Raw genomic sequence first — 24,584 nt, forward strand, 5'->3', positions numbered from 1 at the left:
ACGGCTTGGGGTGACGACCGAGGACGAGCGCGAGGCGGCCATCGAGGCGGCGACGAGCGCCGTACGACGCGGACAGCTCGTCGTGCTGCCGACCGACACGGTGTACGGCGTCGCGGCCGACGCGTTCTCCCCGGACGCCGTGCAGGCGCTGCTCGACGCCAAGGGCCGGGGCCGGGAGATGCCACCCCCGGTGCTCGTCAGCGCGCCGACCACCCTGGACGCCCTCGCGGTGGGGGTGCCGGCCTACGCCCGCGCCCTCGTCGAGCGGTTCTGGCCGGGCCCGCTCACCGTTGTGTGCCGACAGCAGTCGTCGCTCCAGTGGGACCTGGGGGAGACCCGGGGCACCGTCGCGGTGCGGATGCCCGACCACGAGGTCGCCCTGGCGGTGCTCGAGCGGACGGGTCCACTGGCCGTGAGCTCGGCCAACATCACCGGCCGTCCCGCCGCCCTCGACGCGGACGAGGCCGAGGAGATGCTGGGCGCGGCCGTCGAGGTCGTCGTCGACGGCGGTCCGGTCTCCGGCGGCGAGGCGTCCACGATCATCGACTGCACGGGCCCGCAGGGCCGCGTCCTGCGCCGGGGCGCCCTCTCGCTCGACGAGCTCAACGAGGTCCTCGAGCCGCTGGGCGTCGCCATCACCGACGAGCCCTGATGCGCGAGTACCTCCTCGTCTTCCTGGTGGCCGGCACCGCCACCTACCTGCTCACCGTGATCGCGCGTGAGATCGCGCTGCGCAGCGGCGCCGTCGCTGCCGTGCGCGACCGCGACGTCCACGACGCGCCCATTCCCTACCTCGGCGGCCTGGCGATGCTCGGGGGCCTGGTGGCGGCCTACCTCGTCGCCCGCGAGCTGCCCTTCCTTTCGCGCAGCGACGACTTCGTCTTCCGCGACGCCGGCGTGGTGCTGGTGGCGGGTGCGCTGATCTGTGCGGTGGGCGTCGTCGACGACATCTTCGAGATCGATGCCCTCACCAAGCTCGGGGGACAGGTGCTGGCCGCCGGCCTGCTGGTCGCCTTCAACGTGCGCTTCTACTACCTGCCCGGCAGCGACGGCTCGCAGTTCCTGCTCGACCCCAACCAGGGGGCCCTGCTGACGGTGCTCGTCGTGGTCGCCACGATCAACGCGGTCAACTTCGTCGACGGGCTCGACGGACTGGCCGCCGGCGTGGTCTGCATCGGGGCGCTGGCCTTCTTCGTCTTCTGCTACGTCCTGACCGCGCAGAAGGAGCTCACCCTGGCCACGACCGGGGCGCTGCTGAGTGCCGCCCTGGCCGGCGCCTGCGCGGGCTTCCTGCCGCACAACTTCCACCCGGCCCGGCTCTTCATGGGCGACTCGGGCTCAATGCTGATCGGCCTGGTGCTCTCCGCCAGCGCGTTGACCCTGACCGGCCAGTTCGCCGGCACCGACATCTCCTCGGACGGCAACAGCATCTTCGTGGCGGTGCTGCCGGTGCTCCTGCCTGTCTCCCTGCTCATGGTGCCGGTCGCCGACCTGGTGCTGGCCGTCGTACGCCGCACGCGGGCCGGTCGTTCGCCGTTCGCACCCGACAAGCAGCACCTGCACCACCGCCTGCTGGAGATCGGCCACTCCCAGCGACGAGCCGTGCTGATCATGTGGCTGTGGGCCGGGCTGGTGTCCTCCAGCGCCGTGCTCACGAGCCTCTACAGCGGCCCGTGGACGTGGACCGGGCTCGGCGTCCTCTTCGCCGTGACGGTCGCCCTCACCTTCCTGGTCCCGGTACTGAAGAAGCCCGGCCAGCTCGAGGTGGACGCCGCCGGTTCGGAGCCCCAGGGGACTTTGTGATAGTTTTCACGAGCGGTCGCAGCACCATCCGGACCGCCCCCTGAACGCCCCCCACAGGACGGCCGCCGCCATGACGACCGAGTCGAAGCAGGACACCCGACGTGGTGTCGTCCCGCTCCTCGGCGCCTTGCTCGCCGGGGCGGTCGCGGTGGGTGTGCTGGCCGCGATCGCGGCCCTGACCGGGGGCTCGTCCGAGGTTGCGGGAGCCCTCGTCGGGGGGCTGGTGACCCTGGCCGTCTTCGCCCTGGGAGTCGGGCTGGTCAGCCTGGTGGCCCGGGTGCTGCCGTCGGCGTCACTCCTCGTCGCCCTGCTGACCTACACGCTCCAGCTGCTGGTGCTGGCGCTGGTCGTCGCAGCCCTCGAGAGGTCAGGGACCGCGGGGGACGGGATCTCCCGGGGCTGGTTCGCCGCAGGTGTGATCGCCGTGACCGTGCTCTGGCTGGCCGGGCAGGTCCTGGCCGCCGTGCGGCAGCGCATCCCGGCCTACGAAGCGGCCGTCCCCGGCGAGGCACCCGGGGGTGAGCGGTGATGTCCGCCGCTGCTAGTCTGCGGGGCGCGATGGCCCGAGACCTTCCCCCGCCAGCCGGACCCGACGACGACTCCCCCCGAGGCGATCCCTGGAACGCCGTCGGCTACATCGTCGCGGGGGTGGTCCTCTACGGTCTGCTCGGCTGGGCGCTCGACGAGTGGCTCGGGACGACGTTCCTCGTCGCGATCGGCATCCTCGTCGGTGCCGGGTTCGGGATCTACATGACGTACGCACGGTTCAACAAGGCAGATCAGTAGGAGATTGGGTGACCACGATGTTCGGCATCACCATGGCGGAGTCCGGGGGCGAGTTCAGCCCGCCGGGCCCCAACAGCTTCGACTTCGGAGCCGTGCCGCTCTTCACCGTCGGCGAGTACGCCGTGACCAAGCCGGTGGTGCAGCTGCTGCTCGGCGCGCTGGTGGTCTTCGTCTTCTTCTACGCGGCCACCCGGCGTGCGTCGATGGTGCCCGGTCGCATGCAGTTCGCGGGCGAGGCCGCCTACGGGATGGTTCGCAACTCGATCGCCCGCGACATCATCGGCAGCCACGACTACCGCAAGTTCGTGCCCTACCTGGTCACGCTCTTCTTCTTCCTCCTGGTCAACAACGCCTTCGCCTCCATCCCGCTCATCCAGTTCCCGACGTTCTCGCGGGCCTCCATGGCCTACGCGCTCGCTGCGCTGAGCTGGGTCGTCTACAACGCGGTGGGCATCAGGAAGCACGGCTTCGTCGGCTACCTCAAGCTCCAGAGCGTCCCCTCGGGCGTCACGCCGCTGATGTACCCGCTGCTGGTGCCCCTGGAGTTCTTCTCCAACATCCTGGTCCGCCCGGTCACGCTGGCCCTGCGTCTGTTCGCCAACATGTTCGCGGGGCACCTGCTGCTCATCCTGTTCTCGACCGGCGGCCTCTTCCTCATCGAGTACGGCGGCATCGGCTACATCGCCGGCCCCCTGGCGTGGGTCCTGGCGATCGCGATCTCGTTCCTCGAGCTCCTGGTGCAGTTCCTGCAGGCCTACGTCTTCACGCTGCTCAACGCCATGTACATCTCGGGTCCTCTCGCCGACGAGCACTGAGCCCCGGGTAGCACGACTTCACCTCTCCAGATAGAAACAACCGAAAGGAAACTGCCGTGGACGGCAACCTCAACATGATCGGCTACGGACTCGCGGCCATCGGCCCGGGCGTCGGTATCGGCCTGATCTTCGCGGCCTACATCTCCGGCGTCGCTCGCCAGCCCGAGGCTCAGGGTCGTCTGCAGTCGATCGCCATCCTGGGCTTCGCGCTCGCCGAGGCGCTCGCCATCATCGGTATCGCGCTCGCGTTCGTCCTCTGACAACGACCCGCAAGCACGACTGACGAAGGACTGCCATGCAGAATGTGATCATCCGCGCCGCTGAGGAGGGCGGCCACGCCCCGGAGAACCCGCTCGGCTTCGTGCCCGTCGAGTTCGCCCTGTCGCTTGTCGTCTTCGGAATCCTCCTCTTCGCGATCCGGAAGTTCGTCGTTCCTCGCTTCGAGCAGACCTTCGCCGAGCGCACCGCGGCGATCGAGGGTGGACTCAGCGCGGCCGAGACCAAGCAGGCCGAGGCCGACGCCAAGCTCGCCGAGCTCGAGAAGCAGCTCGCCGACGCCCGTCACGAGGCCGCCCGGATCCGCGAGGAGGCTCGCGAGCAGGGTGCCCAGATCGTGGCCGAGATGCGCGAGCAGGCCCAGGCCGAGTCGTCGCGCATCGTCGAGCACGGCAAGACCCAGATCGAGGCCGAGCGCCAGCAGGCGGTCACCTCGCTGCGAGCCGAGGTCGGCGCCCTGGCGACGACCCTGGCCGGTCGCATCGTCGGTGAGAGCCTGGACGACGAGGCTCGCCAGAGCCGCGTCGTCGAGCGGTTCCTCGCCGACCTCGAGTCGGACGGCTCGACCCGGCTGAGCTCGACCGGCACGGGGAGCGGGGTCAACTGATGACCAGCACCATGCGTGGAGCCTCCGCGGACGCCCTCGCAGCCCTCACCAGCGAGCTGGAGAGCAGGCTGCAGGGCGGCGCGGACGCGAGCCGCATCGGTGACGACCTGTTCACGGTCTCGTCGGTGCTGCGCTCGGAGCCGGCACTGCGCCGTGTCGCGACGGACGTGTCCGTCGACGCCTCGGCCAAGGCCGGTCTGGTGACCGAGATCTTCGCCGGCAAGGTCGACCAGGTCTCCCTCGACCTGCTGACCTCGGCCGTGGGTCGTCGCTGGACCGTCTCCCGCGACCTCGCGGACGCGCTGGAGCACCTCGGCGAGATCTCGGTCGTCCGCTCGGCCGGCAACGAATCGGGCCGGCTGGCCGACGAGCTGTTCGCGTTCGGCCAGGCGGTCAACGACAACCCCGGGCTGCGCGACGCCCTCTCCGACCCGGCGCGGTCGAAGAGCGACAAGGCAGCCCTCGTGGGATCCCTGCTCGACGGCAAGGCCCTCCCGGCCACGGTGACCCTGGCGCGCCAGGCGCTCAGTGGCACCTACCGCACCGTGGGGGCCGCCCTGGCGGCCTACCAGCACGTGGCTGCCACCGTGCACGGCCAGCGCGTCGCCACCGTCCGGGTGGCGCACCCGCTCTCCGACGCCGACCGGCAGCGCCTGACCGAGGCGCTGTCGCGGCAGTACGACCGCCAGATCCACCTCAACGTGGTGGTGGACCCCGATGTCCTCGGTGGCATCAAGGTCGAGGTCGGCGATGACGTCATCGACGGCACCGTCGCCAGCCGCCTCGACGAGGCCCGGCGCAAGCTCGCCGGCTGACGAGCACCACCTCCCTCAAGAACTTTTCGAGCAGACGAGAGTAAGGAAGACAGATGACGGAGCTTTCGATCCGTCCGGACGAGATCCGGGACGCGCTGCAGCGCTTCGTGTCCGACTACAAGCCTGAGTCGGCCAGCAAGGAAGAGGTCGGCACCGTCGCCGAGGCGGCGGACGGCATCGCCCGCGTCAGCGGCCTGCCCTCGGTGATGGCCAACGAGCTGCTCGAGTTCGAGGACGGCACGCTGGGCATCGCGCTCAACCTCGACACCCGCGAGATCGGCGTCGTGGTCCTCGGTGACTTCGACAAGATCGAGGAGGGCCAGTCCGTGCGTCGTACGGGCGAGATCCTCTCGGTCCCCGTGGGCGAGGGTTACCTCGGCCGCGTGGTCGACCCGCTCGGCACCCCGATCGACGGCCTCGGCGAGATCGCGTCGGACGAGCGTCGCGCCCTGGAGCTCCAGGCGCCGGGCGTGATGGTGCGCAAGTCGGTGCACGAGCCGCTCGCCACCGGCATCAAGGCCATCGACGCCCTGACCCCGATCGGCCGCGGCCAGCGCCAGCTGATCATCGGTGACCGTGCGACCGGCAAGACCACGATCGCCATCGACACGATCATCAACCAGAAGGCCAACTGGGAGTCCGGCGACCCGGACAAGCAGGTCCGCTGCATCTACGTCGCGATCGGTCAGAAGGGCTCGACCATCGCCTCGGTGCGTGGCGCCCTCGAGGAGGCCGGCGCGCTGGAGTACACCACCATCGTGGCGTCCCCGGCGTCGGACTCGGCCGGCTTCAAGTACCTCGCCCCCTACACCGGCTCGGCCATCGGCCAGCACTGGATGTACGACGGCAAGCACGTCCTGATCGTCTTCGACGACCTGACCAAGCAGGCCGAGGCCTACCGCGCCGTGTCGCTGCTGCTGCGCCGCCCGCCGGGTCGTGAGGCCTACCCGGGTGACGTCTTCTACCTGCACTCCCGCCTGCTGGAGCGCTGCGCGAAGCTGTCCGACGAGATGGGCAAGGGCTCGATGACCGGCCTGCCGATCATCGAGACCAAGGCCAACGACGTCTCGGCGTTCATCCCGACCAACGTCATCTCCATCACCGACGGCCAGATCTTCCTGCAGTCCGACCTGTTCGCGGCCAACCAGCGCCCCGCCATCGACGTGGGTGTCTCGGTCTCGCGAGTGGGTGGCTCGGCGATGACGAAGGCGATGAAGGCCGTCACCGGCTCGCTCAAGGTCGACCTGGCGCAGTTCCGCGCCATGGAGGCCTTCGCGATGTTCGCCTCGGACCTCGACGCGGCATCGCGCCAGCAGCTCGACCGCGGCCAGCGCCTGATGGCCCTGCTCAAGCAGCCGCAGTACTCGCCGTACCCGGTCGAGGAGATGACCGTGTCCCTGTGGACGGGCACCACCGGTCGCCTGGACAAGGTCCCGACCGACGACGTGCTGCGCTTCGAGAACGAGTTCCTGGACTACCTGCGTCGCAGCCACGAGGGCATCCTCGCCGGCATCCGCGAGTCGCTGAAGTTCGAGGACTCCACCGAGTCCGAGCTAGAGAAGGCCTACGACTCCTTCCTCGACCAGTTCGAGACCTCCGACGGCCAGAGCATCAAGGCTGGTCACGAGGAGCACGTCGCCCTGGAGGACGAGGACGTCGAGCAGGAGCAGATCGTCAAGCAGAAGCGGAGCTGACGATGGCTCTCTCGGTACGTGAGTACCGCGCGCGGATCAGGTCGACGGAGTCGATGAAGAAGATCACGCGCGCCATGGAGCTCATTGCCGCGTCCCGCATCATCAAGGCGCAGCAGCGGGCCCAGTCGGCCGCGCCGTACGCCCGCGAGCTCACCCGTGCGGTCTCGGCCGTCGCGACCTTCTCCAACGTCGACCACGCGCTGACGGTGGAGCCCGAGGACCCCAAGAAGGCGGCGGTCCTGATCGTCACCTCCGACCGGGGTCTCGCGGGTGCCTACTCCTCCAACGTCATCAAGGAGGCGGAGCGGCTCATCGAGAAGCTCAAGGAGGAGGGCAAGGAGGTCGACGTCTACATCTCCGGCCGCAAGGGCGAGGCCTACTTCAAGTTCCGGCAGCGCCCCGTGGTGCAGTCGTGGACCGGCTTCTCCGACCAGCCGACGTACGACGTCGCCAGCGACATCGGCGCCACGCTGATCTCGGCGTTCCTCAACGAGACCGGGGAGGAGCCCGAGCAGGGCACCGCCCCGGGCGTCGACGAGGTCCACGTGGTCTACACGCGGTTCCGCTCGATGCTGAGCCAGGAGCCCCAGGCCGTGCGCCTGCTGCCGCTGGAGGTCGTCGAGGGCGAGGAGAAGCCCTCCGAGGAGGACCTGCTGCCGCTCTACGAGTTCGAGCCCTCGCCGTCCGAGGTCCTCGACTCCCTGCTCCCGCGCTACGTCCAGAGCCGGATCTTCTTCGCCCTGCTGCAGGCGGCCGCCTCCGAGCTGGCCGCCCGCCAGAAGGCGATGAAGTCCGCGACGGACAACGCCGACGAGCTCATCAAGAAGTACAAGCGCATCGCCAACCAGGCCCGCCAGGCTGGCATTACCCAGGAAATCAGCGAGATCGTCGGTGGCGTCAACGCCCTTGCCGACGCACAAGCCGGGAGTGAGTGAACATGACTGCCACTGTTGAAGAGACGACCCACCAGGCCGGCGGCTCGGTCGGTCGCATCGCCCGCGTCATCGGCCCGGTCGTGGACATCGAGTTCCCGTCCGACCAGATGCCGCCCATCTACAACGCGCTGACCTGCGAGTTCGAGCTGGGTGGCGAGAAGAACTCGATCATCCTCGAGGTCGCGCAGCACATCGGTGACGGCATGGTCCGCGCCATCTCCATGAAGCCCACCGACGGCCTCGTCCGTGGTGGCCAGGTGACCGACACCGGGTCATCCATCACCGTCCCCGTCGGCGACGTGACGCTCGGCAAGGTGTTCAACACGACCGGTGACTGCCTCAACCTCGCCGAGGGCGAGACGCTGGACGTCAAGGAGCGGTGGGGCATCCACCGCAAGGCGCCGGCGTTCGACCAGCTGGAGTCCAAGACCCAGATGTTCGAGACGGGCATCAAGGTCATCGACCTGCTGACCCCCTACGTGCAGGGCGGCAAGATCGGCCTGTTCGGCGGTGCGGGTGTCGGCAAGACGGTGCTCATCCAGGAGATGATCGCCCGTGTCGCCAAGGACCACGGTGGTGTGTCGGTGTTCGCCGGTGTCGGCGAGCGCACCCGCGAGGGCAACGACCTCATCGTCGAGATGGAGGAGGCCGGCGTCATCGGCCAGACGGCCCTCGTCTTCGGCCAGATGGACGAGCCGCCGGGCACCCGCCTGCGCGTCGCGCTGTCGGCCCTGACGATGGCGGAGTACTTCCGCGACGTGCAGAAGCAGGACGTGCTGCTCTTCATCGACAACATCTTCCGCTTCACCCAGGCGGGCTCCGAGGTCTCCACGCTGCTGGGCCGCATGCCCTCGGCCGTGGGATACCAGCCCAACCTCGCCGACGAGATGGGCCAGCTCCAGGAGCGCATCACCTCGACGCGTGGTCACTCGATCACCTCGCTGCAGGCGATCTACGTGCCGGCCGACGACTACACCGACCCGGCTCCGGCGACCACGTTCGCCCACCTCGACGCCACCACGGAGCTCTCCCGCGAGATCGCCTCGCTCGGCATCTACCCTGCGGTGGACCCGCTGACGTCGACCTCCCGGATCCTCGACCCGCAGTACATCGGCGAGGACCACTACCGGTGTGCGGTCCGGATCAAGCAGATCCTGCAGCGCAACAAGGAGCTCCAGGACATCATCGCGATCCTCGGTGTCGACGAGCTCTCCGAGGAGGACAAGATCATCGTGTCCCGGGCGCGCCGCATCCAGCGCTTCCTCTCGCAGAACACCTACGTGGCCAAGCAGTTCACCGGCATCGAGGGCTCGACGGTGCCCGTGGCCGACACCATCGAGGCGTTCAACAAGATCGCGGACGGCGAGTACGACCACGTCGCCGAGCAGGCGTTCTTCATGTGCGGTGGACTCGACGACGTCGAGGCCAAGTGGGCTGAGATCCAGAAGTCCCTCTGATGGCCGAGCACACGACCCAGCCCCTCCAGGTGGAGCTCGTCGCTGCGGACAGGTTGGTCTGGTCGGGCGAGGCCAGCATGGTCATCGCGCGCACGACCGAGGGCGACGTGGGCATCCTGCCCGGGCACGCCCCGATGCTCTCGGTGATCATCGAGGGTGTCGTCGACGTGCAGACCCCGGACGGCGAGACGTGGGTCGCGGCCGTGGACGCCGGCTTCCTGTCCGTGGCCAACAACCGGGTCTCGATCCTGTCCGAGCACGCGGAGATGTCGCACGAGATCGACCTGGAGAAGGCACGCCAGGAGCTCGAGCGCGCCAAGTCCAGCGGCGAGGACGACGACGCCGCCCAGGAAGCGGTCCGCCGCGCCGAGGCCCGTGTCCGGGCCGTGGAGCGGGCGTCCTGACGCCACTGACGCAGAGCAGCCGAGAGGCTGGCGCTAGGGTGAGCGCACGGACCGACCGGTCCGTGCGCTCACTGCATTTCGTGGTGGCACCCGGCGCAGCTCCTCGGCGTCGGCGGGTGCCCTGTCTGCAGCACCAGGGAGGCTTTGGATGCCGTTGTGGCAGTGGCTGCTCGAGCTCGCGGGCGTCCTGCTGGTCCTGCCGCTGCTGTACGGCGTCGCGCTCATCGTCCGGCGCCGGTGGATCGCCCGCAACGGAGGCACCTTCGAGCTCAGCTACCGCATGCGCACCGCCCATCCCGGACGCGGGTGGCTGCTGGGGCTGGGGCGGTACAGCGGCGACACCCTGGAGTGGTTCCGCATCTTCTCCCTGTCGCCTCGGCCGAGGATGAGCTGGTCGCGCCAGCACATGACCTACTCCGGCCGGCGGGACCTCGTCGGGGCGGAGGAGATGTCGCTGTACGCCGGCCACGTCGTGGTGTGCTGCTCGACTCCCGACGGCCCGTTCGAGATCGCCATGAGCGAGGGCTCGTTGACCGGCTTCCAGGCATGGATCGAGGCCGGCCCGCCCGGCGCCGACTGGGACCGCAACCGCGGCTGACCTCACGCCGTCGTCCACCTCGTCGTCCCAGGTCGTCCCCTGACCTGTCCCTGCCAGGAGTGCGCCGTGCCCCAGCTGACCGCCGCCCGCAACGCCGTCGGGCTGGCCTTCGTCCTCAACGGTCTCTGCTTCGCCAGCTGGGTCTCGCGGATCCCCGGTGCCCGCGAGGGCTTCGACCTGAGCAACGGCGCGCTGGGCCTGCTCCTGCTCACCATCGCGGTCGGCTCGCTGGTCGCCCTGCCGACGACCGGGGCAGCGATCGGCCGCTGGGGCACGGTGCGGGTGCTGCGGGCTGGGGCGGTCGCGGCCGTGGTGGGGCTCGGGACGGCCGGGGTCGCCCTCGGTGACTCCCTGCCCCTCACCGGCGCCGCCCTGCTCGTCTACGGCGTCGGCATCGGCGTCTGGGACGTGGCGATGAACGTGGAGGGCGCCGAGGTGGAGCGCCACCTGGGGCGCACCGTCATGCCCCGGTTCCACGCCGGCTTCAGCCTCGGCACGGTCGTCGGCGCCCTGGCCGGGGCGGGCCTGGTCGCGCTCGACGTACCGGCCTCGGCCCACCTGGGGTCGGTGGTGGTGCTCTCGGGCGTGCTCGTCTGGCGGGGCGCGCGGTCCTTCCTCCCCGTCCCGCACGTCGAGGGGGAGGAGCGCACGTCGGCCGCCCGCGCCTGGCTCGAACCCCGCACGCTGCTCATCGGGGTGATGGTGCTGGCGCTCGCCATGACCGAGGGGACGGCCAACGACTGGCTCGCCGTCGCGCTCGTGGACGGGTACGACGTCTCCCACGCCGTCGGTGTGGCGGGCTTCGGGATCTTCGTCGCCGCGATGACCGCCTGCCGGTTCGCCGGCACGCACCTCCTCGACCGGTGGGGACGCTCCGCGGTCCTCTGGTCGACCATGGCCGCGGCGGCGGTCGGCGTGCTGCTCATCGTGCTCGGCGGCCACCCGGCACTGGTCGTGCTCGGCATCGTGCTCTGGGGCGCGGGGGCCTCGCTCGGCTTCCCGGTCGGCATGAGCGCCGCCGCGGACGACCCGAACCGGGCCGCGGCGCGGGTCAGCGTGGTCTCGACGATCGGGTATGCCGCCTTCCTCGCCGGGCCGCCGCTGCTCGGCTTCGTCGGGGACCAGGCCGGCACCCTCGACGCGTTGCTCGTGGTGGCCGTGCTGCTCGTGCCCGCAGCGCTCGCCGTCCCTGCGGCGCGCAAGCCGGCGTTCGTCTGAGGACGGGGCTCACGCGGTCGCGGCGGGGAGGCGACGCGCGACCACCACCGCGGCGGCGCTCGCGACGGCACCCGCGACCGGCTGCAGGAACGACACGGTGAACCCGGCCACCAGGAACACGACCAGCGCCGCGCCGTATGTCCAGCCGGCCCACCGCAACGACGGGGACGTGCGCGCGAGGGCCCGGCCGACGAGCAGCGCCCCGGCTGCGTAGGTGAGCGCCCCGACTGCGAACGCGGTCAGGAACGGCGCGCCGTAGACGTCGTCGTACATGCCCTCGGCGGCAGGGACGCCGTTGAGGAACGCGCGACCGATCGCGGGCTGCGCGTAGGCCGCGGCGGCGAACATGCTCACGAACATGGTGTTGCCGATGATCGTGAGGGCGGTCGCGACGAGCGCCTGCCCACCCGCGGGGCCTCGCAGCATGAGCACCAGGGCGCCGACGGTCCCGACGAGACCCAGGCCGGCGCCGAGGATGCTGGCGCCCAGGTGGCTGACCACGAAGATGTCGGTGGTCACGTAGCGGGACCATGCTTCGAAGTCCTCGGCGTGGTCGGGCTCGTGGGTCAGGGTGCTCAGTGCCAGGAGCAGCGCGTAGAGAGGCAACAGCCAGAGCGCCAGCGCCGCGAGTCGCAGCGATCCCTCGGCCCGTGGGGACGTCGTCGCCATGTCCCGACGGTAGGGCGGGCGCTTCGCCCCGGACATCCCTCGAAGGGGTCAAACACGCAGCGCGTCCCGGCTCGTCCCGGCTCGGCGACGATGGGGTCAGCCCAGCGTCCGGCGCATGACGAGCCGCGGCATCCTGCTGGCCACGGCGTCGGTCTGCCCGACCACCTCGAAGCCGCACCGCGCGAACATCGCCCGGGTGCCGACGAACGCCATCGTGGTGTCCATCCGGCCGTCCGGGTCCACCGGGTAGGCCTCGACGGCCGGGGCGCCCTGCGAGGCGGCGTACGCGACGGCGCCCTCGAGGAGGTGACGGGTCACGCCCTGCTTGCGGTGTCCGCCCCGGACCACGACGCAGATGATGCTCCAGACGGCCACGTCGTCGACCGGCCGGATGAGCCGGGACGCCACGAGCCGCGGGATGTCGGCCCGCGGTGCGACGTGGCACCAACCGACGGGCACGTCATCGCGGTAGGTCACCACTCCGAAGGACGTCGAGCCCGCCGCCAACGCCCGGGCGGCGTCCTCCCGCGACCCGTGGCCGAGCTCCTCGATCTCCCGGACGCGCAACCGGTGGGACAGGCACCAGCAGTGGGTGCTGCGGCGATGGGGGTTGATCACGTCGGCGAAGTCTTCGAAGCGGTCGGCCGTGACCGGGTGGGTGGCCCACGTGGCGGTGTCAGTCATCGTCGAACAACCCCCGGACGTCCTCGGCGGTGATGCCCCGGGTCGAGGCGCCACCGCCGTCGACCACCCGCGCGAACAGCTCGGCCTTGCGGGCCTTGAGGGCCATCACCTTCTCCTCGATGGTGTCGGCGGCCACGAGCCGGTAGACGTGCACGTGCTTGTCCTGGCCGATGCGGTGGGCCCGGTCGACCGCCTGGGCCTCCGCGGCGGGGTTCCACCACGGGTCGAGCACGTAGACGTAGTCGGCCTCGGTGAGCGTCAGCCCGACCCCGCCGGCCTTGAGGCTGATCAGGAAGACGGGCGCCTCGGCCGCGCGGAACGCCGCTATGACGGCCTCGCGGTCACGGGTGCTGCCGTCGAGCTGGACGGTGGGGATGCCGTCGGCCGTGAGGCGGTCCCGCACGCGTCCGAGGAACGAGGTGAAGGTGCTGAACACGAGCGCCTGGTGCCCCTCCGCGGTGACCTCAGCGAGGTGCTCGGCGAGCAGGTCGACCTTGGCCGAGCCGACGTGGTCGTGGTCGGGGTCGACGAGCGCCGGGTCCAGCGCGAGCTGGCGGAGCCGGGTCAGCGCGCTGAAGATCGCGACGCGGTTGCGGTCGAAGTCCTCCTCGAGCAGCCCGAGGATCTTCTGGCGCTCGCGGGCCAGGTGGGTGTCGTAGATCTTGCGGTGGCGGGGGGCGAGCTCGACCTCGAGCACCTGCTCCTGCTTGGGCGGCAGCTCGGCGGCGACGAGCTCCTTGGTGCGCCGCAGCAGGAACGGCCGGATGCGCCGGCGGAAGCGGTCCAGCGCGGCCTGGTCGCCGACCTTCTCCACCGGCCCGACCACGACGTCGCGGAAGCGCCGCGGCGTGGGGTAGAGGCCGGGAGCCGTGATCGAGAGCAGCGACCACAGCTCCATCAGCCGGTTCTCGAACGGAGTGCCGGTCACGGCCAGGCGGAAGTCGGCGTCGACGGCCCGGGCGGCGGCGTAGGTCTTGCCCTGGTGGTTCTTGACCTGCTGGGCCTCGTCGAGCACCAGCCCGCTCCAGCGCCGGGCGGTGAACTGGCCGCGCTCGAGCCGGAGCAGCGCATAGGTCGTCACCACGACGTCGTTGTCCCGCGCGACGGCGGCGACGTCGTCGGTGCGCCGCGCCACCACGCCGACCCTCAGGCCGGGAGCGTGCGTGGCGGCCTGCTGGCGCCACGCGGTCACCACGCTGGTCGGGGCGACCACCAGGAAGGGGTCCTCGGCGCCGGTGCGGAGGATCGCGTGCTGCACGAGCGCCAGCACCTGGAGCGTCTTGCCCAGGCCCATGTCGTCGGCCAGGACCCCGCCGAGGCCGTGCTGGTGGAGGAAGGCCAACCACCAGAAGCCCTCGAGCTGGTAGGGCCGCAGCGGGGTGGCCAGGCCGACCGGCTGCGGTTGGGGGACCTCGGTGAGGTCGCGGAGGGCGACGGCGCGATCGGTCCAGGTGGCCGCCTGGGCGTCCACGATCCCGAGCTCGGTGAGCTCGGCCCACACACCCAGGTCGGAGGTGCCGACGCTGATCCGGTCGCCGTCGCGCTCGCGCAGCTGGGCGGCCGCGGCCACCACCTCGTGCAGCCGGGCGAGCTCGGGACGGTCGAGCGCGACGTAGAGGCCGCTGGGGAGGACGAGGAACTCGTCGCCGCGGGTCAGGGCCGCGAGCACGTCGGGCAGCGGGACCTGCTCGCCGTCGATGGTGACGAGGACCTCGAGGTCTAGCCAGTCGGTGTGGTCGGGCTGCTCGTCGGCCAGCGTGAACGCGATCTCCGGGGCGCCGGTCGCCTCCCGGAAGTCGGGCGGCTCCTCCTCCAGCACGGTGACGTCAGGGAGGCCGCGCAGGTGCGGGAGGTCGTGCAGCGCGAGCGACAGCGCATCGCCGCCGCCGAGGGTGGGGACTCGTCTCAGGTGGTCGGGGACCGTGGCGAGGATGGCGTCCTCGGCGCCGAGGTCACGCACGCCGCCCAGCGGGTCGGGCGCCGAGACGTCGCACCGGACCTCGTCGTAGGACCACTCCCACCGCAGTCCGGCGAGCGTCGAGGAGTGCCACGTGACGGTCACCAGCAGCCGGGGTCGCGGGGGAGCGGGAACGTCCAGGGATTCGTCGGACGAGACGATCTCCACGTGCCGCGCCAGCGGCGCCAGGGCCTCGAGGAAGGAGTCGACGTCGTCCGCGGCCGCGACCACCGGTGGCCCGAGCAGCAGCTCGACCATCCCGTCGCCCAGCGGCTCGGTCAGCTCGGCGAGCAGCACGTCGTCGCCCTCGACCAGCACGAGGGACGTGACCGGCCGGCCCACGGGCGTGACCCGGTCGCCCCGCCACCGCCGGCCGTCGACCTCGGCGAAGACCTCGAACGTGGAGCCGTCGTCACCCCGCCGCAGGTCGGCCGCGACCCGCGCCGGACCGGTGCTCACCGCGACGGACGTGACGCCCGTGCCGGGCAGCAGCACGACGCCGGCGGCCACCGCCGCCCGCACCGCGGGCACGAGCCGCTCGCCGTAGTCCTCGAGCATCGGCGCCGCCCCGGACACCAGGTAGGCGTGCTGGGCGCTGAGTCCGCGACGCAGCGCCTGGAGCGCCTCGGCCTGCGCGGGGACGAACCGGCTCGACGCCACCGGCCCGGTCAGGTCGGTCCACTCGGCCCCGCTGCGCACCCACCCGCGCCGGGCGCCCGGACGGAGGGGACGGAGCGCGAAGTCGCCCGGCGTCCCGCGCGACCAGCGGTTGGCCGGGCGGCGCGAGACCTCGAGGGCGAGGGGGGTCCCGGTCAGGGTGGACCGGGCCCGCCTGTCGAGCTCGCCGCTGAGGCGGGCCAGCCGCTGTCGCCACTGGTCGTCGGGAGGGGCAGGACCCGCCCCGCGCAGGCGCAACGCGACGGCGGCGCCGTGCTTGCACATGCGCGCGACGGGACACGAGCAGGCGCTGAAGACCCAGTCGGAGGCCTCGTTGACCTCCGCGTGGAACTGCACGTCGTAGGGCACGGGGGCGCCGCCCCGGACCTCGGCGGTCGCGGTCAGGCTGCTGGAGGTCTCGTGGAGCGCCTCCAGCGCGGAGACGTCGTCGACGTAGTCGCGGGCGCGCGACAAGGTGCCGCGGTCGTAGAACCGGGCCAGGTAGTCGTCGGTCAGCGCGTCACGGATCTCCATGTCCCGGTCATCGTGGCACCGACCGCCGACATCGCCCAGCGGTCGTCCACAGCGGTCAGGCGTCGCCCTCGTCGGAGCCCGTTCGACCGGTGCCGCGCTCGCCACCCGGCACCCACAGCACGTCGCCCTGCTCCCGGTTGGCGTGCCGGGCCAGGATGAACAGCAGGTCCGAGAGCCGGTTGAGGTAGGTGATCGCGAGCCGGTTCATCGACTCCGCGTGCTCACCCCATGCCGTCCAGGCAGACCGCTCCGCACGCCGTACGACGGTGCGCGCGACGTGCAGGTGCGCGGCACCGGGGGTCCCGCCGTTGAGGATGAAGGAGCGCAGGTTGGGCAGCTGCTCGTTGTAGTGGTCGCACCAGGCCTCGAGCCGATCGACGTAGTCCTGCTCGACCCGCAGCGGCGGGAACTCCGGGTCGGGGACGACCGGGGTGCAGAAGTCGGCGCCCACGTCGAAGAGGTCGTTCTGCACGTGGGTCAGGACCGCGACGACGTCGGCGTCGAGGTCGCCGAGGGACAGGGCGAGCCCGAGGTGTGCGCCGGCCTCGTCGACGTCGGCGTACGCCTGCAGCCGGGTGTCGGTCTTGGAGGTCTCGCTCATGTCGCCGAGGCGGGTGGTGCCGGCGTCGCCGGTGCGGGTGTAGATCCGGGTGAGGTTGACCATGCGCCGACCCTAGCGAGCCGTCCCGCGGCCTCGCCGGGTGTGTCCCGCCCGCGGCATCCCACCCACGACATCCCGCCCGGGTGGATCCCGCCAGATGAAAAGAGAGGGCATGTCTGCAACCTCATGGGGTACAACTGCGTCATAGTGAGTGGCACGTCACAGTCTGGGAGTGCCGGGGGGCACTGACAGAGGGGGAGGCACCGATGGACATCACCACGGACGGACCGGTCCTGATGTTGCACGGTGACTTCGACGTGCGCAGCACGTGGGAGGTCCGGGCAGCGATCTACGAGCTCCTCGAGGGGGTCGAGGAGGACATCGTCATCGACCTGGGCGACGTCGACAACGTCGACGTCACCGCCCTGCGGGTGCTCGCCGTCGCCACCCGCCAGGCATGGCTGACCGGGCACCACCTGACCGTCCGCAACTGTGGTCCCACGGTCCGCCGCATGATGCACCTGAGCCGGTTGGCCCGGGCCATCGAGGTCGAGCGGACCGCCGCCACCGCTTGAACCCGGGTGGGGTTGCTCACATCTCCAGCCGGTGACTCGCCGGTAACCGCGGGCCTACATTGACCCCATGAACGAGACGCAGGCCCAGGTCCCGTCGGCCGCTCCGCAGGACGCACGTCCCACCAAGGACCGGCCGTGGGTGATGCGGACGTACGCCGGCCACTCCACCGCCGCGGCGTCCAACGCGCTCTACCGGACCAACCTGGCCAAGGGCCAGACCGGCCTGAGCGTCGCCTTCGACCTGCCGACGCAGACCGGCTACGACCCCGACAGCCCGCTGTCGCGCGGCGAGGTCGGCAAGGTCGGCGTCCCGGTGCCGCACCTGGGCGAGATGCGCAAGCTCTTCGACGAGATCCCGCTGACCGGGATGAACACCTCGATGACCATCAACGCCACCGCGATGTGGCTGCTGGCGCTCTACCAGGTCACCGCGGAGGAGCAGAACGGCCTGACGGCCGAGTCCAGCCCGGAGGAGCGCAGCGCCGTCGCGCACCAGCTCGCCGGCACGACGCAGAACGACATCATCAAGGAGTACCTGTCGCGCGGGACCTACGTCTTCCCGCCCGAGCACTCCCTGCGCCTGATCAGCGACATGATCGCCTACACGGTCCACGAGATCCCCAAGTGGAACCCGATCAACATCTGCAGCTACCACTTGCAGGAGGCCGGCGCCACGCCGACCCAGGAGCTCGCCTATGCGCTGTGCACCGCGATCGCGGTCCTCGACCAGGTCAAGGCCTCCGGGCAGGTCGACGAGGCCGACTTCGAGAAGGTCGTGGGCCGCATCTCCTTCTTCGTCAACGCGGGCGTGCGCTTCATCGAGGAGACCTGCAAGATGCGGGCCTTCGTCCAGCTGTGGGACGAGATCACCCGCGAGCGCTACCACGTGCAGGACGAGAAGATGCGGCGCTTCCGCTACGGCGTGCAGGTCAACTCCCTCGGCCTGACCGAGGCCCAGCCGGAGAACAACGTCCAGCGCATCGTGCTGGAGATGCTGGGGGTGACGCTCTCCAAGAACGCCCGGGCGCGCGCCGTGCAGCTCCCGGCGTGGAACGAGGCCCTCGGCCTCCCGCGGCCCTGGGACCAGCAGTGGTCGCTGCGGCTGCAGCAGGTGCTGGCCTTCGAGTCCGACCTCCTGGAGTACGACGACATCTTCGACGGCTCCCACGTGATCGAGGCCAAGGTCGCCGAGCTCGTCGCCGGCGCCAAGGCCGAGATCGACCGGGTCCAGGCGATCGGAGGCGCGATCGCCGCGGTCGAGTCGGGCTACATGAAGCAGGCGCTGGTCAGCGCCCACGCCGCCCGCCGCGCCCGCATCGAGGCCGGCGACGAGATCATCGTCGGCGTCAACAAGTTCGACACCACCGAGCCCTCGCCGCTGACGGCCAACCTCGACGAGGCGATCATGGCCGCCGACCCCGCGGCCGAGCAGTCGGCGCTCGACTCGGTCGCGGCGTGGAAGGCGCAGCGTGACGAGGCCGCGGTGGCCGAGGCGCTCGCCCGGCTGGCCGCCGACGCCAAGAGCGACACCAACCTGATGCACGCGACCCTGGCCGCCGCCCGGGCCGGCGCGACGACGGGGGAGTGGGCCGGCACCCTGCGCGAGGTGTTCGGGGAGTTCCGCGCCCCGACGGGCGTCAACGGGGTCGTCGGCGTGGCCGAGGCGGGCGCCGAGCTCGCCGCGGTGCGCGAGCGGGTCCGTACGACGGGCGAGGAGCTCGGAGGCCGACTGCGGCTGCTCGTGGGCAAGCCCGGCCTCGACGGGCACTCCAACGGCGCCGAGCAGGTCGCCGTACGGGCGCGGGACGCGGGCTTCGAGGTGGTCTACCAGGGCATCCGGCTGACCCCGGAGCAGATCGTGGCGGCCGCGGTCGCCGAGGACGTGCACTGCGTCGGGCTCTCGATCCTGTCCGGCTCGCACATGGAGCTCGTGCCCGACGTGCTGGACGGGCTGCGCGAGGCCGGCCTCGAGGACGTGCCGGTGATCGTCGGCGGGATCATCCCCGAGTCCGACGGCCGCAGGCTCGTCGAGATGGGCGTCGCGGCGGTCTACACGCCCAAGGACTTCGGGCTGACGGCGATCATGGGCGGCATCGTCGACGTCATCCGGCGCGCCCACGACCTCGACTGAGGCGAGCGCTCACCAGCCGTGGCTGCCGGGACCGCCCTTGAACGGGCCCACCACCCGGTCGGTGATCCAGCCACCGTAGAACCCGCCCTCCTGCGCGCGGACGACCTCGCCGTCCACCAGGCAGGCGTCGACGAGGGCGGGCATCACCGACAGGTGCTCGCGGATGGCTTCGAACCCGTGCGTCGGGTCGGGGTACGTCCAGGCCGCCCGATGGGCGGTCGCGTCCGGCGTGACGAGGTCGAAGTAGGTCGCCACGCCCTTCCACTCGCAGTACGTCGTGCCGTCGACCGGGCGCAGCACGCCAGGCGCGAAGGCGTCCCGGGGGAGGTAGTAGGCCGGCGGGTGGCTCGTCTCGAGGACCCGCAGCGCGGCGGTGGTGCGTGCGACGACCGTGCCGCCGAGGTGGACCTCCACGGTCTCCGGGGTCGGCTCGACGCGCGGCGGGCGCGGGTAGTCCCAGACGGACTCCTGGCCCGGGCCGGGGACCTCCGGGGTGGGTCGGCGCATGCCGCCAACCTACGGGCGGCCCGGTCGCGGTCTAGCGTGTGCGGATGAGCGACCTGCAGTGCCCCACCCGTCTCTTCCTGGCCCGGCACGGCGACGCCGCCTACGAGACGTCCCTCGTCACCGACCACGGCGGCTGGCTGAGCGCCGCCGGCCGGGCGCAGTCGCGGGAGCTGGGGGAGCGGTTGCGCGGCGAGCGCATCGCCCGGGTGTGGTGCAGCCCGATGTCCCGCGCGGTGCAGACCGCCGAGATCGCGGCGGGCGTCCTGGGTGTCGACGTGGTCGTGCGCGAGGGCCTGCGCGAGTACGCCGTCGGGGCGCTGGCGGGCACGGACGCCGACGAGGCTGCGGTCGTGGGCCCGGTGTTCCAGCGGTGGGTGGAGGGTGACGACGGCGCCACCGTCCCCGGCGGCGAGGCCGTGGCGGCGACCGTCGCCCGGGTCGTCGAGGTGCTCGAGGAGGTCCGCGACACCCACCGCGGCGAGGCCGTGCTGGTGGTGGGCCACGGGGGGACGACGATGGCCACGGTGCCGACCCTGCTCGGGACGCCGCGCGCGACGGCGTACGACCTCGCGCTGCTCGGCGGCGGGTACGTCGCGCTGGAGGGCGACGCGGACGGCTGGCGGGCTGTGGGGAAGATGACCACTGGCTGAGAAGTCAATGAGGATAGGTAAGGCTGCCCTCATCTCCCTGTAGGGTGCTCCGCATGGGCAAGTCGAAGTCCAAGGACAAGGGCAAGAAGGCAGCCAAGGCCGGCAAGGTCGCCAAGCTGCCCAAGAAGGAGTGCTGCGTCTCCAAGTCGCGGTGCGGCCGCTGCCCGATCCGGATGCTCCAGGAGGGCACCCTCCCCGACGGCTACACCGTCAAGAAGCGCAAGCTGGTCAAGGTGAAGAAGAAGGCCGGCAAGGAGCTGGCCGCCTGATCGGCTGCACGTCGACGACGGCCGTGGGCTCGATCGGTCCGTAGACGTGCGGGTAGGTGTCGTCCCCCACCGCCTCCACTCGCACCTCGGCGGCGAGTCGGTCCGGGTCGATGACGAGGAGCACCAGCGGCTCGTCGAGGTCGGCGTACCAGCGCTCGAGGACGGGCTGCACCTGCTCGCGCCGGGAGGCGTGGATGAAGCCCTCCTCGGCGAGCGTCCGCCCCCGGGTGGAGGTGGCGTAGGCGCCGTGGCGGACCGCTGCCTCCCAGTCGGCCGCGGTGGCCACGTGGAAGATCTGCTCCGTCATCGCAGGGCCGGCCTCAGAACAGCCGGTGCTCGGAGTCGTCCATGCCACGCAGCGCGTCGTAGTCGACGAGCGCGCAGGCGATGCCCCGGTCGGTGGCCAGCACGCGCGCCTGCGGCTTGATCTCCTGGGCGGCGAAGATGCCCCGCACCGCTCCCTTGCGGGTGAGCGCGGGGTCGCGGTTGAGCAGGTCGAGGTAGCGCGTCAGCTGCTCGACGCCGTCGATCTCGCCGCGCCGCTTGATCTCCACGGCGACGCTGAGCCCCTCGGCGTCCCGGCACATCAGGTCGACCGGCCCGATGGCGGTCATGAACTCGCGCCGGACCAGCGTGAGGCCCTCGTCGAGGGAGGCGGGGTGCTCGGCGAGCAGCTCCTGGAGGTGCTTCTCGACGCCGTCCTTCTGCAGACCGGGGTCGACGCCGAGCTCGTGGTGGGAGTCGGAGTGCACCTCCTCGATGAGGATGCGCAGGGTGTCGTCGGTCTTGGCCGCGGTCACCGTCCACTCCGGCTGGCCGTCCTCGGTGGTGCCCTCGCGGAAGGTGCACGGGGGCGACATCCAGTTGAGCGGCTTGTAGGAGCCGCCGTCGGAGTGGACGAGCACGGACCCGTCGGCCTTGATCATCAGCACCCTGGTGGCCATCGGCAGGTGGGCGGTCAGCCGCCCGGCGTAGTCGACCTGGCAGCGCGCAACGACGATCCTCACGGGCAGGCAACCTACCTCCAGCCCGGTGCGCGCTCCACGTCAGCCGTCCGGCTACTTTCACCCGGAGGGGTGGACATCTGCTGGACTAGTCCAGTTGAGTAGGACGATGCGCCCCCCCAACGCCGCCGTCCAGACCGCCGAGCAAGCCGAGACCTGGGGGTGGTTGTCCGACGTCGAGGCAGCCATCAACGGTGCCTTCGAGCCGATATCCACCGCCGTCCAGAACGTCATCTTCTACTCGCCGAACCTCTTCGGCGTGGAGGTGCCGCTCATCGTCTTCTGGCTGGTCCTCGCCGCGGCAGTCTTCACGGTCTACTTCCGCGGCATCCAGTTCACCGGCTTCCGGACCTCCCTGCACCTCGTGCGCGGCAAGTACTCCCGCGCGAGCGACCCCGGCGAGGTCACCCACTTCCAGGCGTTGTCGTCGGCCGTGTCCGGCACGGTCGGGCTGGGCAACATCGCGGGCGTCGGCGTCGCGGTCACCATCGGCGGCGCAGGCGCCACGTTCTGGATGATCGTGGCGGGCCTGCTCGGCATGTGCACCAAGTTCGTCGAGTGCACGCTGGGTGTGAAGTACCGGGAGGTGCACGAGGACGGCAGCGTCACGGGCGGCGCCTTCCGCTACCTGCCGGTCGCCTTCGAACGCTTCGGCTCGGGGATCTCCAGGGCGTTGACCCTGGTCTTCGCCGCAGCCCTGTTCCTCTTCGGGGCGGTGGGCGGCAACATGTTCCAGGCCAACCAGACGTTCGCCCAGGCGCGCGAGGTCACGGGCGGCGAGGACGGCTACCTCGGTTCGTCGGGGTCCGCGCTGGTCTTCGGCATCGTGCTCGCCCTCGGCGTCGGCCTCGTCATCCTCGGCGGGATCACCTCGATCGCCAGGGTCACCTCGCGCCTCGTGCCAGCGATGGCGCTCCTCTACCTGTTCGCGTGCTTCCTCGTCATCGCCGGCAACATCGTGAACGTCCCCGCGGCGGTGGCCACGATCATCAGCGGCGCGTTCAACCCCGAGGGCGTCGCGGGCGGGGTCATCGGCGTGCTGATCATCGGCTTCCAGCGCGCCGCGTTCTCCAACGAGGCCGGTGTCGGGTCCGCGCCCACGGCCCACGCGGCGGTGAAGACCAAGCACCCCGTCAGCGAGGGGTTCGTCGCGCTCCTGGAGCCCTTCATCGACACGGTCGTGGTGTGCACGGCGACGGCCCTGACCATCGTGATCGCCGACACCGCCTACTGGAACGACGCGCAGGAGACCGTGCAGGGCGGTGGGGCTGCGCCGGACGGGGTCGTCGTCACCTCTCGCGCGTTCGAGACGTTCCTGCCGCAGTTCCCGGTGATCCTGGCCATCGCGGTCGCCCTGTTCGCGTTCTCCACGCTCATCACGTGGGCCTACTACTCGATGAAGGCGTGGACGACGATGTTCGGGCGGTCCGAGCGCAGCGAGCTGGCGTTCAAGGTCTTCTTCTGCGTGTTCACCGTCATCGGCACCGTGCTGACCTTCGACTCGGTGCTCGGGTTCGCCGACGCGATGCTGTTCGTGTGCGCGATCGTCAACCTGCTGGCCTGCTACATCCTGCTGCCGAAGGTGCGCGAGGAGCTGCGCAGCTTCCGCGCCGGTCTCGCCGACGGGTCGATCGAGGAGGTGCCGGTGGAGGAGCGCGCCACCACGTGACGCCGGGGCGCGTGCGAGCATGCCGTCCGTGACCGATGTGGACGACATGGTGGAGAGCACGACCGCGTACGACGTGGACGACCTGCGACGGGCCTTCCCCGGTCTCGACCCGGGCCTGGCCCGCTTCGACGGGCCGGGCGGCTCGCTGGTGCCGGCGGTAGTGACCGACGCCGTGGCGGACACGCTGCGCGCAGGCCTGTGCCAGCGCGGGGGCCCGACCGCCCAGGGTGCGCTCGCGGACCGGACCACGCTCGACGCCCGGGCGGCGATCGCCCGGCTCGTCGGCCTCCCCGACGCGCGCGGGGTGGTCTTCGGACGCTCGATGACCGCGCTCACCTTCGACACGGCGCGCACGCTCGCGCAGGACTGGGGACCGGGCGACGAGGTGGTCGTCTCCCGCCTCGACCACGACGCCAACATCCGGCCCTGGGTGGTCGCCGCCGAGCGGGCGGGGGCGACCGTCCGCCGGCTCGGCTTCGACCCGGTCACCGCGGAGCTCGACGACGTGGAGCCCCTCCTGACCGATCGGACCCGGCTGGTGGCGGTGACGGCCGCCTCCAACCTCCTCGGCACCCGACCGGACGTGGCGGCGCTCGCGGCCGCGGCCCACGAGGTCGGCGCCCTCGTGCACGTCGACGCCGTGCACCTCGCGGCCCACGCCCCGGTCGACCTGGGTGCCCTGGGCGCTGACCTGCTGGTCTGCTCGCCGTACAAGTTCTTCGGCCCGCACCTCGGCGCCCTGGTCGCTGATCCCGCGCTGCTGGAGCGGCTGCGCCCCGACAAGCTGCTGCCCTCCAGCGACGCGGTGCCCGAGCGGTTCGAGCTCGGCACGCTGCCCTACGAGCTGCTGGCCGGGGTGACCGCCGCGGTGGAGTTCACGGAGTCGTGGGGGATGGCTGCCGTGGAGCGGCACGAGGCGGAGCTCCTGGCGCGGCTGCTCGAGGGCCTGGCGGGCATCGACCGGGTCGTCGTCCACGGCCGGCCGCAGCGTCGTACGCCGACGGTCCTGGTGACCGTGGACGGCCTGGACCCGGTCGAGGTGAGCCGACGGCTCGCCGACCGGGGCGTCGTGGCGCCGGCGGGCAGCTTCTACGCGCTCGAGGCGTCCCGGCACGCCGGGCTGGGCGACGGGGGCGGCGTGCGGATCGGGCTGGGGGCCTACACGACGGGCGACGAGGTCGACCGGCTGCTGGCCGGGCTGCGCGACGTCGCGGGGGAGTGACGTAGGTCTCAGACCGAGTGGTGAGCCGTCGGTTACCGACGAGTTCA

At 71.2% G+C, this 24,584-nt stretch carries 27 protein-coding genes; 20 read left to right on the top strand and 7 right to left on the bottom strand.

Going from position 1 to position 24,584, the window contains the following annotated elements:
• Positions 1 to 10: 10 nt before the first annotated feature.
• The 14 genes from DAI17_RS08090 (at position 11) to DAI17_RS08155 (ending at position 11,408) form a co-directional block, all read left to right on the top strand.
• Complete coding sequence (locus tag DAI17_RS08090) at positions 11 to 652, top strand: L-threonylcarbamoyladenylate synthase (protein ID WP_234412360.1); 642 nt, start codon at positions 11 to 13, stop codon at positions 650 to 652.
• Complete coding sequence (locus tag DAI17_RS08095) at positions 652 to 1,803, top strand: MraY family glycosyltransferase (RefSeq protein WP_107772355.1); 1,152 nt, start codon at positions 652 to 654, stop codon at positions 1,801 to 1,803. The genes DAI17_RS08090 and DAI17_RS08095 overlap by 1 nt, the downstream gene beginning before the upstream one ends.
• Before the next feature lie 70 nt (positions 1,804 to 1,873).
• On the top strand, positions 1,874 to 2,332 hold the full coding sequence (locus DAI17_RS08100; protein ID WP_107772356.1) for a hypothetical protein: 459 nt from the start codon (positions 1,874 to 1,876) through the stop codon (positions 2,330 to 2,332).
• Positions 2,333 to 2,361: 29 nt separating this feature from the next.
• On the top strand, positions 2,362 to 2,589 hold the full coding sequence (locus tag DAI17_RS08105) for an AtpZ/AtpI family protein (RefSeq protein WP_107772357.1): 228 nt from the start codon (positions 2,362 to 2,364) through the stop codon (positions 2,587 to 2,589).
• Positions 2,590 to 2,606: 17 nt separating this feature from the next.
• On the top strand, positions 2,607 to 3,404 hold the full coding sequence (atpB, locus tag DAI17_RS08110; RefSeq protein ID WP_107772569.1) for a F0F1 ATP synthase subunit A: 798 nt from the start codon (positions 2,607 to 2,609) through the stop codon (positions 3,402 to 3,404).
• A gap of 56 nt (positions 3,405 to 3,460) precedes the next feature.
• On the top strand, positions 3,461 to 3,664 hold the full coding sequence (atpE, locus tag DAI17_RS08115) for an ATP synthase F0 subunit C (protein WP_269800883.1): 204 nt from the start codon (positions 3,461 to 3,463) through the stop codon (positions 3,662 to 3,664).
• Between the two features lie 35 nt (positions 3,665 to 3,699).
• A complete protein-coding gene (locus tag DAI17_RS08120) occupies positions 3,700 to 4,287 on the top strand; it encodes a F0F1 ATP synthase subunit B (protein WP_107772358.1) in 588 nt (195 codons plus the stop codon).
• Positions 4,287 to 5,102: a F0F1 ATP synthase subunit delta gene (locus DAI17_RS08125; protein WP_107772359.1), complete on the top strand. Its 816-nt coding sequence runs from the start codon at positions 4,287 to 4,289 to the stop codon at positions 5,100 to 5,102. The genes DAI17_RS08120 and DAI17_RS08125 overlap by 1 nt, the downstream gene beginning before the upstream one ends.
• A 53-nt stretch (positions 5,103 to 5,155) precedes the next feature.
• On the top strand, positions 5,156 to 6,796 hold the full coding sequence (gene atpA / locus DAI17_RS08130) for a F0F1 ATP synthase subunit alpha (RefSeq protein ID WP_107772360.1): 1,641 nt from the start codon (positions 5,156 to 5,158) through the stop codon (positions 6,794 to 6,796).
• A 2-nt stretch (positions 6,797 to 6,798) separates the two neighbouring features.
• Positions 6,799 to 7,731 (top strand): F0F1 ATP synthase subunit gamma, encoded by a 933-nt coding sequence (locus DAI17_RS08135; protein ID WP_107772361.1) that lies wholly within the window; start codon positions 6,799 to 6,801, stop codon positions 7,729 to 7,731.
• Between the two features lie 2 nt (positions 7,732 to 7,733).
• Positions 7,734 to 9,188 (top strand): F0F1 ATP synthase subunit beta, encoded by a 1,455-nt coding sequence (gene atpD, locus DAI17_RS08140; RefSeq protein ID WP_107772362.1) that lies wholly within the window; start codon positions 7,734 to 7,736, stop codon positions 9,186 to 9,188.
• The gene (locus DAI17_RS08145) at positions 9,188 to 9,592 is read left to right on the top strand and encodes a F0F1 ATP synthase subunit epsilon (protein ID WP_107772363.1); all 405 of its coding nucleotides are present in this window, start codon (positions 9,188 to 9,190) and stop codon (positions 9,590 to 9,592) included. Before atpD ends, DAI17_RS08145 begins: the two co-directional genes overlap by 1 nt.
• A gap of 148 nt (positions 9,593 to 9,740) precedes the next feature.
• The gene (locus DAI17_RS08150; RefSeq protein WP_107772364.1) at positions 9,741 to 10,190 is read left to right on the top strand and encodes a DUF2550 domain-containing protein; all 450 of its coding nucleotides are present in this window, start codon (positions 9,741 to 9,743) and stop codon (positions 10,188 to 10,190) included.
• Positions 10,191 to 10,256: 66 nt separating this feature from the next.
• On the top strand, positions 10,257 to 11,408 hold the full coding sequence (locus DAI17_RS08155) for an MFS transporter (RefSeq protein WP_107772365.1): 1,152 nt from the start codon (positions 10,257 to 10,259) through the stop codon (positions 11,406 to 11,408).
• 9 nt (positions 11,409 to 11,417) lie between these two features.
• Here DAI17_RS08155 and DAI17_RS08160 read toward each other — a convergent pair whose 3' ends face one another.
• From DAI17_RS08160 to DAI17_RS08175, 4 genes are all read right to left on the bottom strand, one after another.
• Positions 11,418 to 12,077 (bottom strand): hypothetical protein, encoded by a 660-nt coding sequence (locus DAI17_RS08160; RefSeq protein WP_159081418.1) that lies wholly within the window; start codon positions 12,075 to 12,077, stop codon positions 11,418 to 11,420.
• A gap of 96 nt (positions 12,078 to 12,173) precedes the next feature.
• Complete coding sequence (locus DAI17_RS08165) at positions 12,174 to 12,761, bottom strand: GNAT family N-acetyltransferase (RefSeq protein WP_107772367.1); 588 nt, start codon at positions 12,759 to 12,761, stop codon at positions 12,174 to 12,176.
• A complete protein-coding gene (locus tag DAI17_RS08170) occupies positions 12,754 to 15,909 on the bottom strand; it encodes a DEAD/DEAH box helicase (RefSeq protein ID WP_107772368.1) in 3,156 nt (1,051 codons plus the stop codon). The genes DAI17_RS08165 and DAI17_RS08170 overlap by 8 nt, the downstream gene beginning before the upstream one ends.
• A gap of 55 nt (positions 15,910 to 15,964) precedes the next feature.
• Positions 15,965 to 16,573, bottom strand: coding sequence for a cob(I)yrinic acid a,c-diamide adenosyltransferase (locus DAI17_RS08175; protein WP_107772369.1), 609 nt, complete (start codon positions 16,571 to 16,573; stop codon positions 15,965 to 15,967).
• A 203-nt stretch (positions 16,574 to 16,776) separates the two neighbouring features.
• Between DAI17_RS08175 and DAI17_RS08180 the strand changes: the two genes are divergently transcribed.
• A complete protein-coding gene (locus DAI17_RS08180) occupies positions 16,777 to 17,085 on the top strand; it encodes an STAS domain-containing protein (protein WP_107772370.1) in 309 nt (102 codons plus the stop codon).
• A gap of 67 nt (positions 17,086 to 17,152) precedes the next feature.
• The gene (locus DAI17_RS08185) at positions 17,153 to 19,216 is read left to right on the top strand and encodes a protein meaA (RefSeq protein ID WP_107772371.1); all 2,064 of its coding nucleotides are present in this window, start codon (positions 17,153 to 17,155) and stop codon (positions 19,214 to 19,216) included.
• Between the two features lie 9 nt (positions 19,217 to 19,225).
• Here DAI17_RS08185 and DAI17_RS08190 read toward each other — a convergent pair whose 3' ends face one another.
• Complete coding sequence (locus tag DAI17_RS08190) at positions 19,226 to 19,723, bottom strand: DUF427 domain-containing protein (RefSeq protein ID WP_107772372.1); 498 nt, start codon at positions 19,721 to 19,723, stop codon at positions 19,226 to 19,228.
• A gap of 44 nt (positions 19,724 to 19,767) precedes the next feature.
• On the opposite strand from DAI17_RS08190, the gene DAI17_RS08195 reads away from it, so the two are divergent.
• Both DAI17_RS08195 and DAI17_RS08200 read left to right on the top strand, forming a co-directional pair.
• The gene (locus tag DAI17_RS08195; protein ID WP_107772373.1) at positions 19,768 to 20,373 is read left to right on the top strand and encodes a histidine phosphatase family protein; all 606 of its coding nucleotides are present in this window, start codon (positions 19,768 to 19,770) and stop codon (positions 20,371 to 20,373) included.
• A 53-nt stretch (positions 20,374 to 20,426) separates the two neighbouring features.
• Positions 20,427 to 20,642 carry a hypothetical protein gene (locus tag DAI17_RS08200; protein ID WP_107772570.1) on the top strand — a complete coding sequence of 72 codons (216 nt, stop codon included), beginning with the start codon at positions 20,427 to 20,429 and terminating at the stop codon, positions 20,640 to 20,642.
• Here the strand turns inward: DAI17_RS08200 and DAI17_RS08205 are convergent.
• Both DAI17_RS08205 and nucS read right to left on the bottom strand, forming a co-directional pair.
• On the bottom strand, positions 20,602 to 20,949 hold the full coding sequence (locus tag DAI17_RS08205) for a DUF952 domain-containing protein (RefSeq protein ID WP_107772374.1): 348 nt from the start codon (positions 20,947 to 20,949) through the stop codon (positions 20,602 to 20,604). The two genes, DAI17_RS08200 and DAI17_RS08205, sit on opposite strands and share 41 nt — an antisense overlap.
• Before the next feature lie 13 nt (positions 20,950 to 20,962).
• Entirely contained in the window at positions 20,963 to 21,649 is a 687-nt protein-coding gene (gene nucS / locus DAI17_RS08210) for an endonuclease NucS (protein WP_107772375.1), read from the bottom strand.
• A gap of 106 nt (positions 21,650 to 21,755) precedes the next feature.
• Between nucS and DAI17_RS08215 the strand changes: the two genes are divergently transcribed.
• On the top strand, positions 21,756 to 23,315 hold the full coding sequence (locus tag DAI17_RS08215) for an alanine/glycine:cation symporter family protein (RefSeq protein ID WP_107772376.1): 1,560 nt from the start codon (positions 21,756 to 21,758) through the stop codon (positions 23,313 to 23,315).
• A gap of 28 nt (positions 23,316 to 23,343) precedes the next feature.
• Complete coding sequence (locus DAI17_RS08220; protein ID WP_234412362.1) at positions 23,344 to 24,537, top strand: cysteine desulfurase-like protein; 1,194 nt, start codon at positions 23,344 to 23,346, stop codon at positions 24,535 to 24,537.
• Positions 24,538 to 24,584 lie beyond the last annotated feature (47 nt).

This window comes from Nocardioides sediminis (genome assembly GCF_003047295.1).
GTDB classification, from domain to species: Bacteria; Actinomycetota; Actinomycetes; order Propionibacteriales; family Nocardioidaceae; genus Nocardioides; species Nocardioides sediminis.

What these genes read in the sequence shown, in the direction of transcription:
- DAI17_RS08095 (WP_107772355.1), top strand. Translation starts at nt 652, where the DNA reads ATGCGCGAGTACCTCCTCGTCTTCCTGGTGGCCGGCACCGCCACCTAC.
- DAI17_RS08100 (WP_107772356.1), top strand. Translation starts at nt 1,874, where the DNA reads ATGACGACCGAGTCGAAGCAGGACACCCGACGTGGTGTCGTCCCGCTC.
- DAI17_RS08105 (WP_107772357.1), top strand. Translation starts at nt 2,362, where the DNA reads ATGGCCCGAGACCTTCCCCCGCCAGCCGGACCCGACGACGACTCCCCC.
- atpB (WP_107772569.1), top strand. Translation starts at nt 2,607, where the DNA reads ATGTTCGGCATCACCATGGCGGAGTCCGGGGGCGAGTTCAGCCCGCCG.
- DAI17_RS08120 (WP_107772358.1), top strand. Translation starts at nt 3,700, where the DNA reads ATGCAGAATGTGATCATCCGCGCCGCTGAGGAGGGCGGCCACGCCCCG.
- DAI17_RS08125 (WP_107772359.1), top strand. Translation starts at nt 4,287, where the DNA reads ATGACCAGCACCATGCGTGGAGCCTCCGCGGACGCCCTCGCAGCCCTC.
- atpA (WP_107772360.1), top strand. Translation starts at nt 5,156, where the DNA reads ATGACGGAGCTTTCGATCCGTCCGGACGAGATCCGGGACGCGCTGCAG.
- DAI17_RS08135 (WP_107772361.1), top strand. Translation starts at nt 6,799, where the DNA reads ATGGCTCTCTCGGTACGTGAGTACCGCGCGCGGATCAGGTCGACGGAG.
- atpD (WP_107772362.1), top strand. Translation starts at nt 7,734, where the DNA reads ATGACTGCCACTGTTGAAGAGACGACCCACCAGGCCGGCGGCTCGGTC.
- DAI17_RS08145 (WP_107772363.1), top strand. Translation starts at nt 9,188, where the DNA reads ATGGCCGAGCACACGACCCAGCCCCTCCAGGTGGAGCTCGTCGCTGCG.
- DAI17_RS08150 (WP_107772364.1), top strand. Translation starts at nt 9,741, where the DNA reads ATGCCGTTGTGGCAGTGGCTGCTCGAGCTCGCGGGCGTCCTGCTGGTC.
- DAI17_RS08160 (WP_159081418.1), bottom strand. Translation starts at nt 12,077, where the DNA reads ATGGCGACGACGTCCCCACGGGCCGAGGGATCGCTGCGACTCGCGGCG.
- DAI17_RS08165 (WP_107772367.1), bottom strand. Translation starts at nt 12,761, where the DNA reads ATGACTGACACCGCCACGTGGGCCACCCACCCGGTCACGGCCGACCGC.
- DAI17_RS08170 (WP_107772368.1), bottom strand. Translation starts at nt 15,909, where the DNA reads ATGGAGATCCGTGACGCGCTGACCGACGACTACCTGGCCCGGTTCTAC.
- DAI17_RS08175 (WP_107772369.1), bottom strand. Translation starts at nt 16,573, where the DNA reads ATGGTCAACCTCACCCGGATCTACACCCGCACCGGCGACGCCGGCACC.
- DAI17_RS08180 (WP_107772370.1), top strand. Translation starts at nt 16,777, where the DNA reads ATGGACATCACCACGGACGGACCGGTCCTGATGTTGCACGGTGACTTC.
- DAI17_RS08185 (WP_107772371.1), top strand. Translation starts at nt 17,153, where the DNA reads ATGAACGAGACGCAGGCCCAGGTCCCGTCGGCCGCTCCGCAGGACGCA.
- DAI17_RS08190 (WP_107772372.1), bottom strand. Translation starts at nt 19,723, where the DNA reads ATGCGCCGACCCACCCCGGAGGTCCCCGGCCCGGGCCAGGAGTCCGTC.
- DAI17_RS08195 (WP_107772373.1), top strand. Translation starts at nt 19,768, where the DNA reads ATGAGCGACCTGCAGTGCCCCACCCGTCTCTTCCTGGCCCGGCACGGC.
- DAI17_RS08200 (WP_107772570.1), top strand. Translation starts at nt 20,427, where the DNA reads ATGGGCAAGTCGAAGTCCAAGGACAAGGGCAAGAAGGCAGCCAAGGCC.
- DAI17_RS08205 (WP_107772374.1), bottom strand. Translation starts at nt 20,949, where the DNA reads ATGACGGAGCAGATCTTCCACGTGGCCACCGCGGCCGACTGGGAGGCA.
- DAI17_RS08215 (WP_107772376.1), top strand. Translation starts at nt 21,756, where the DNA reads ATGCGCCCCCCCAACGCCGCCGTCCAGACCGCCGAGCAAGCCGAGACC.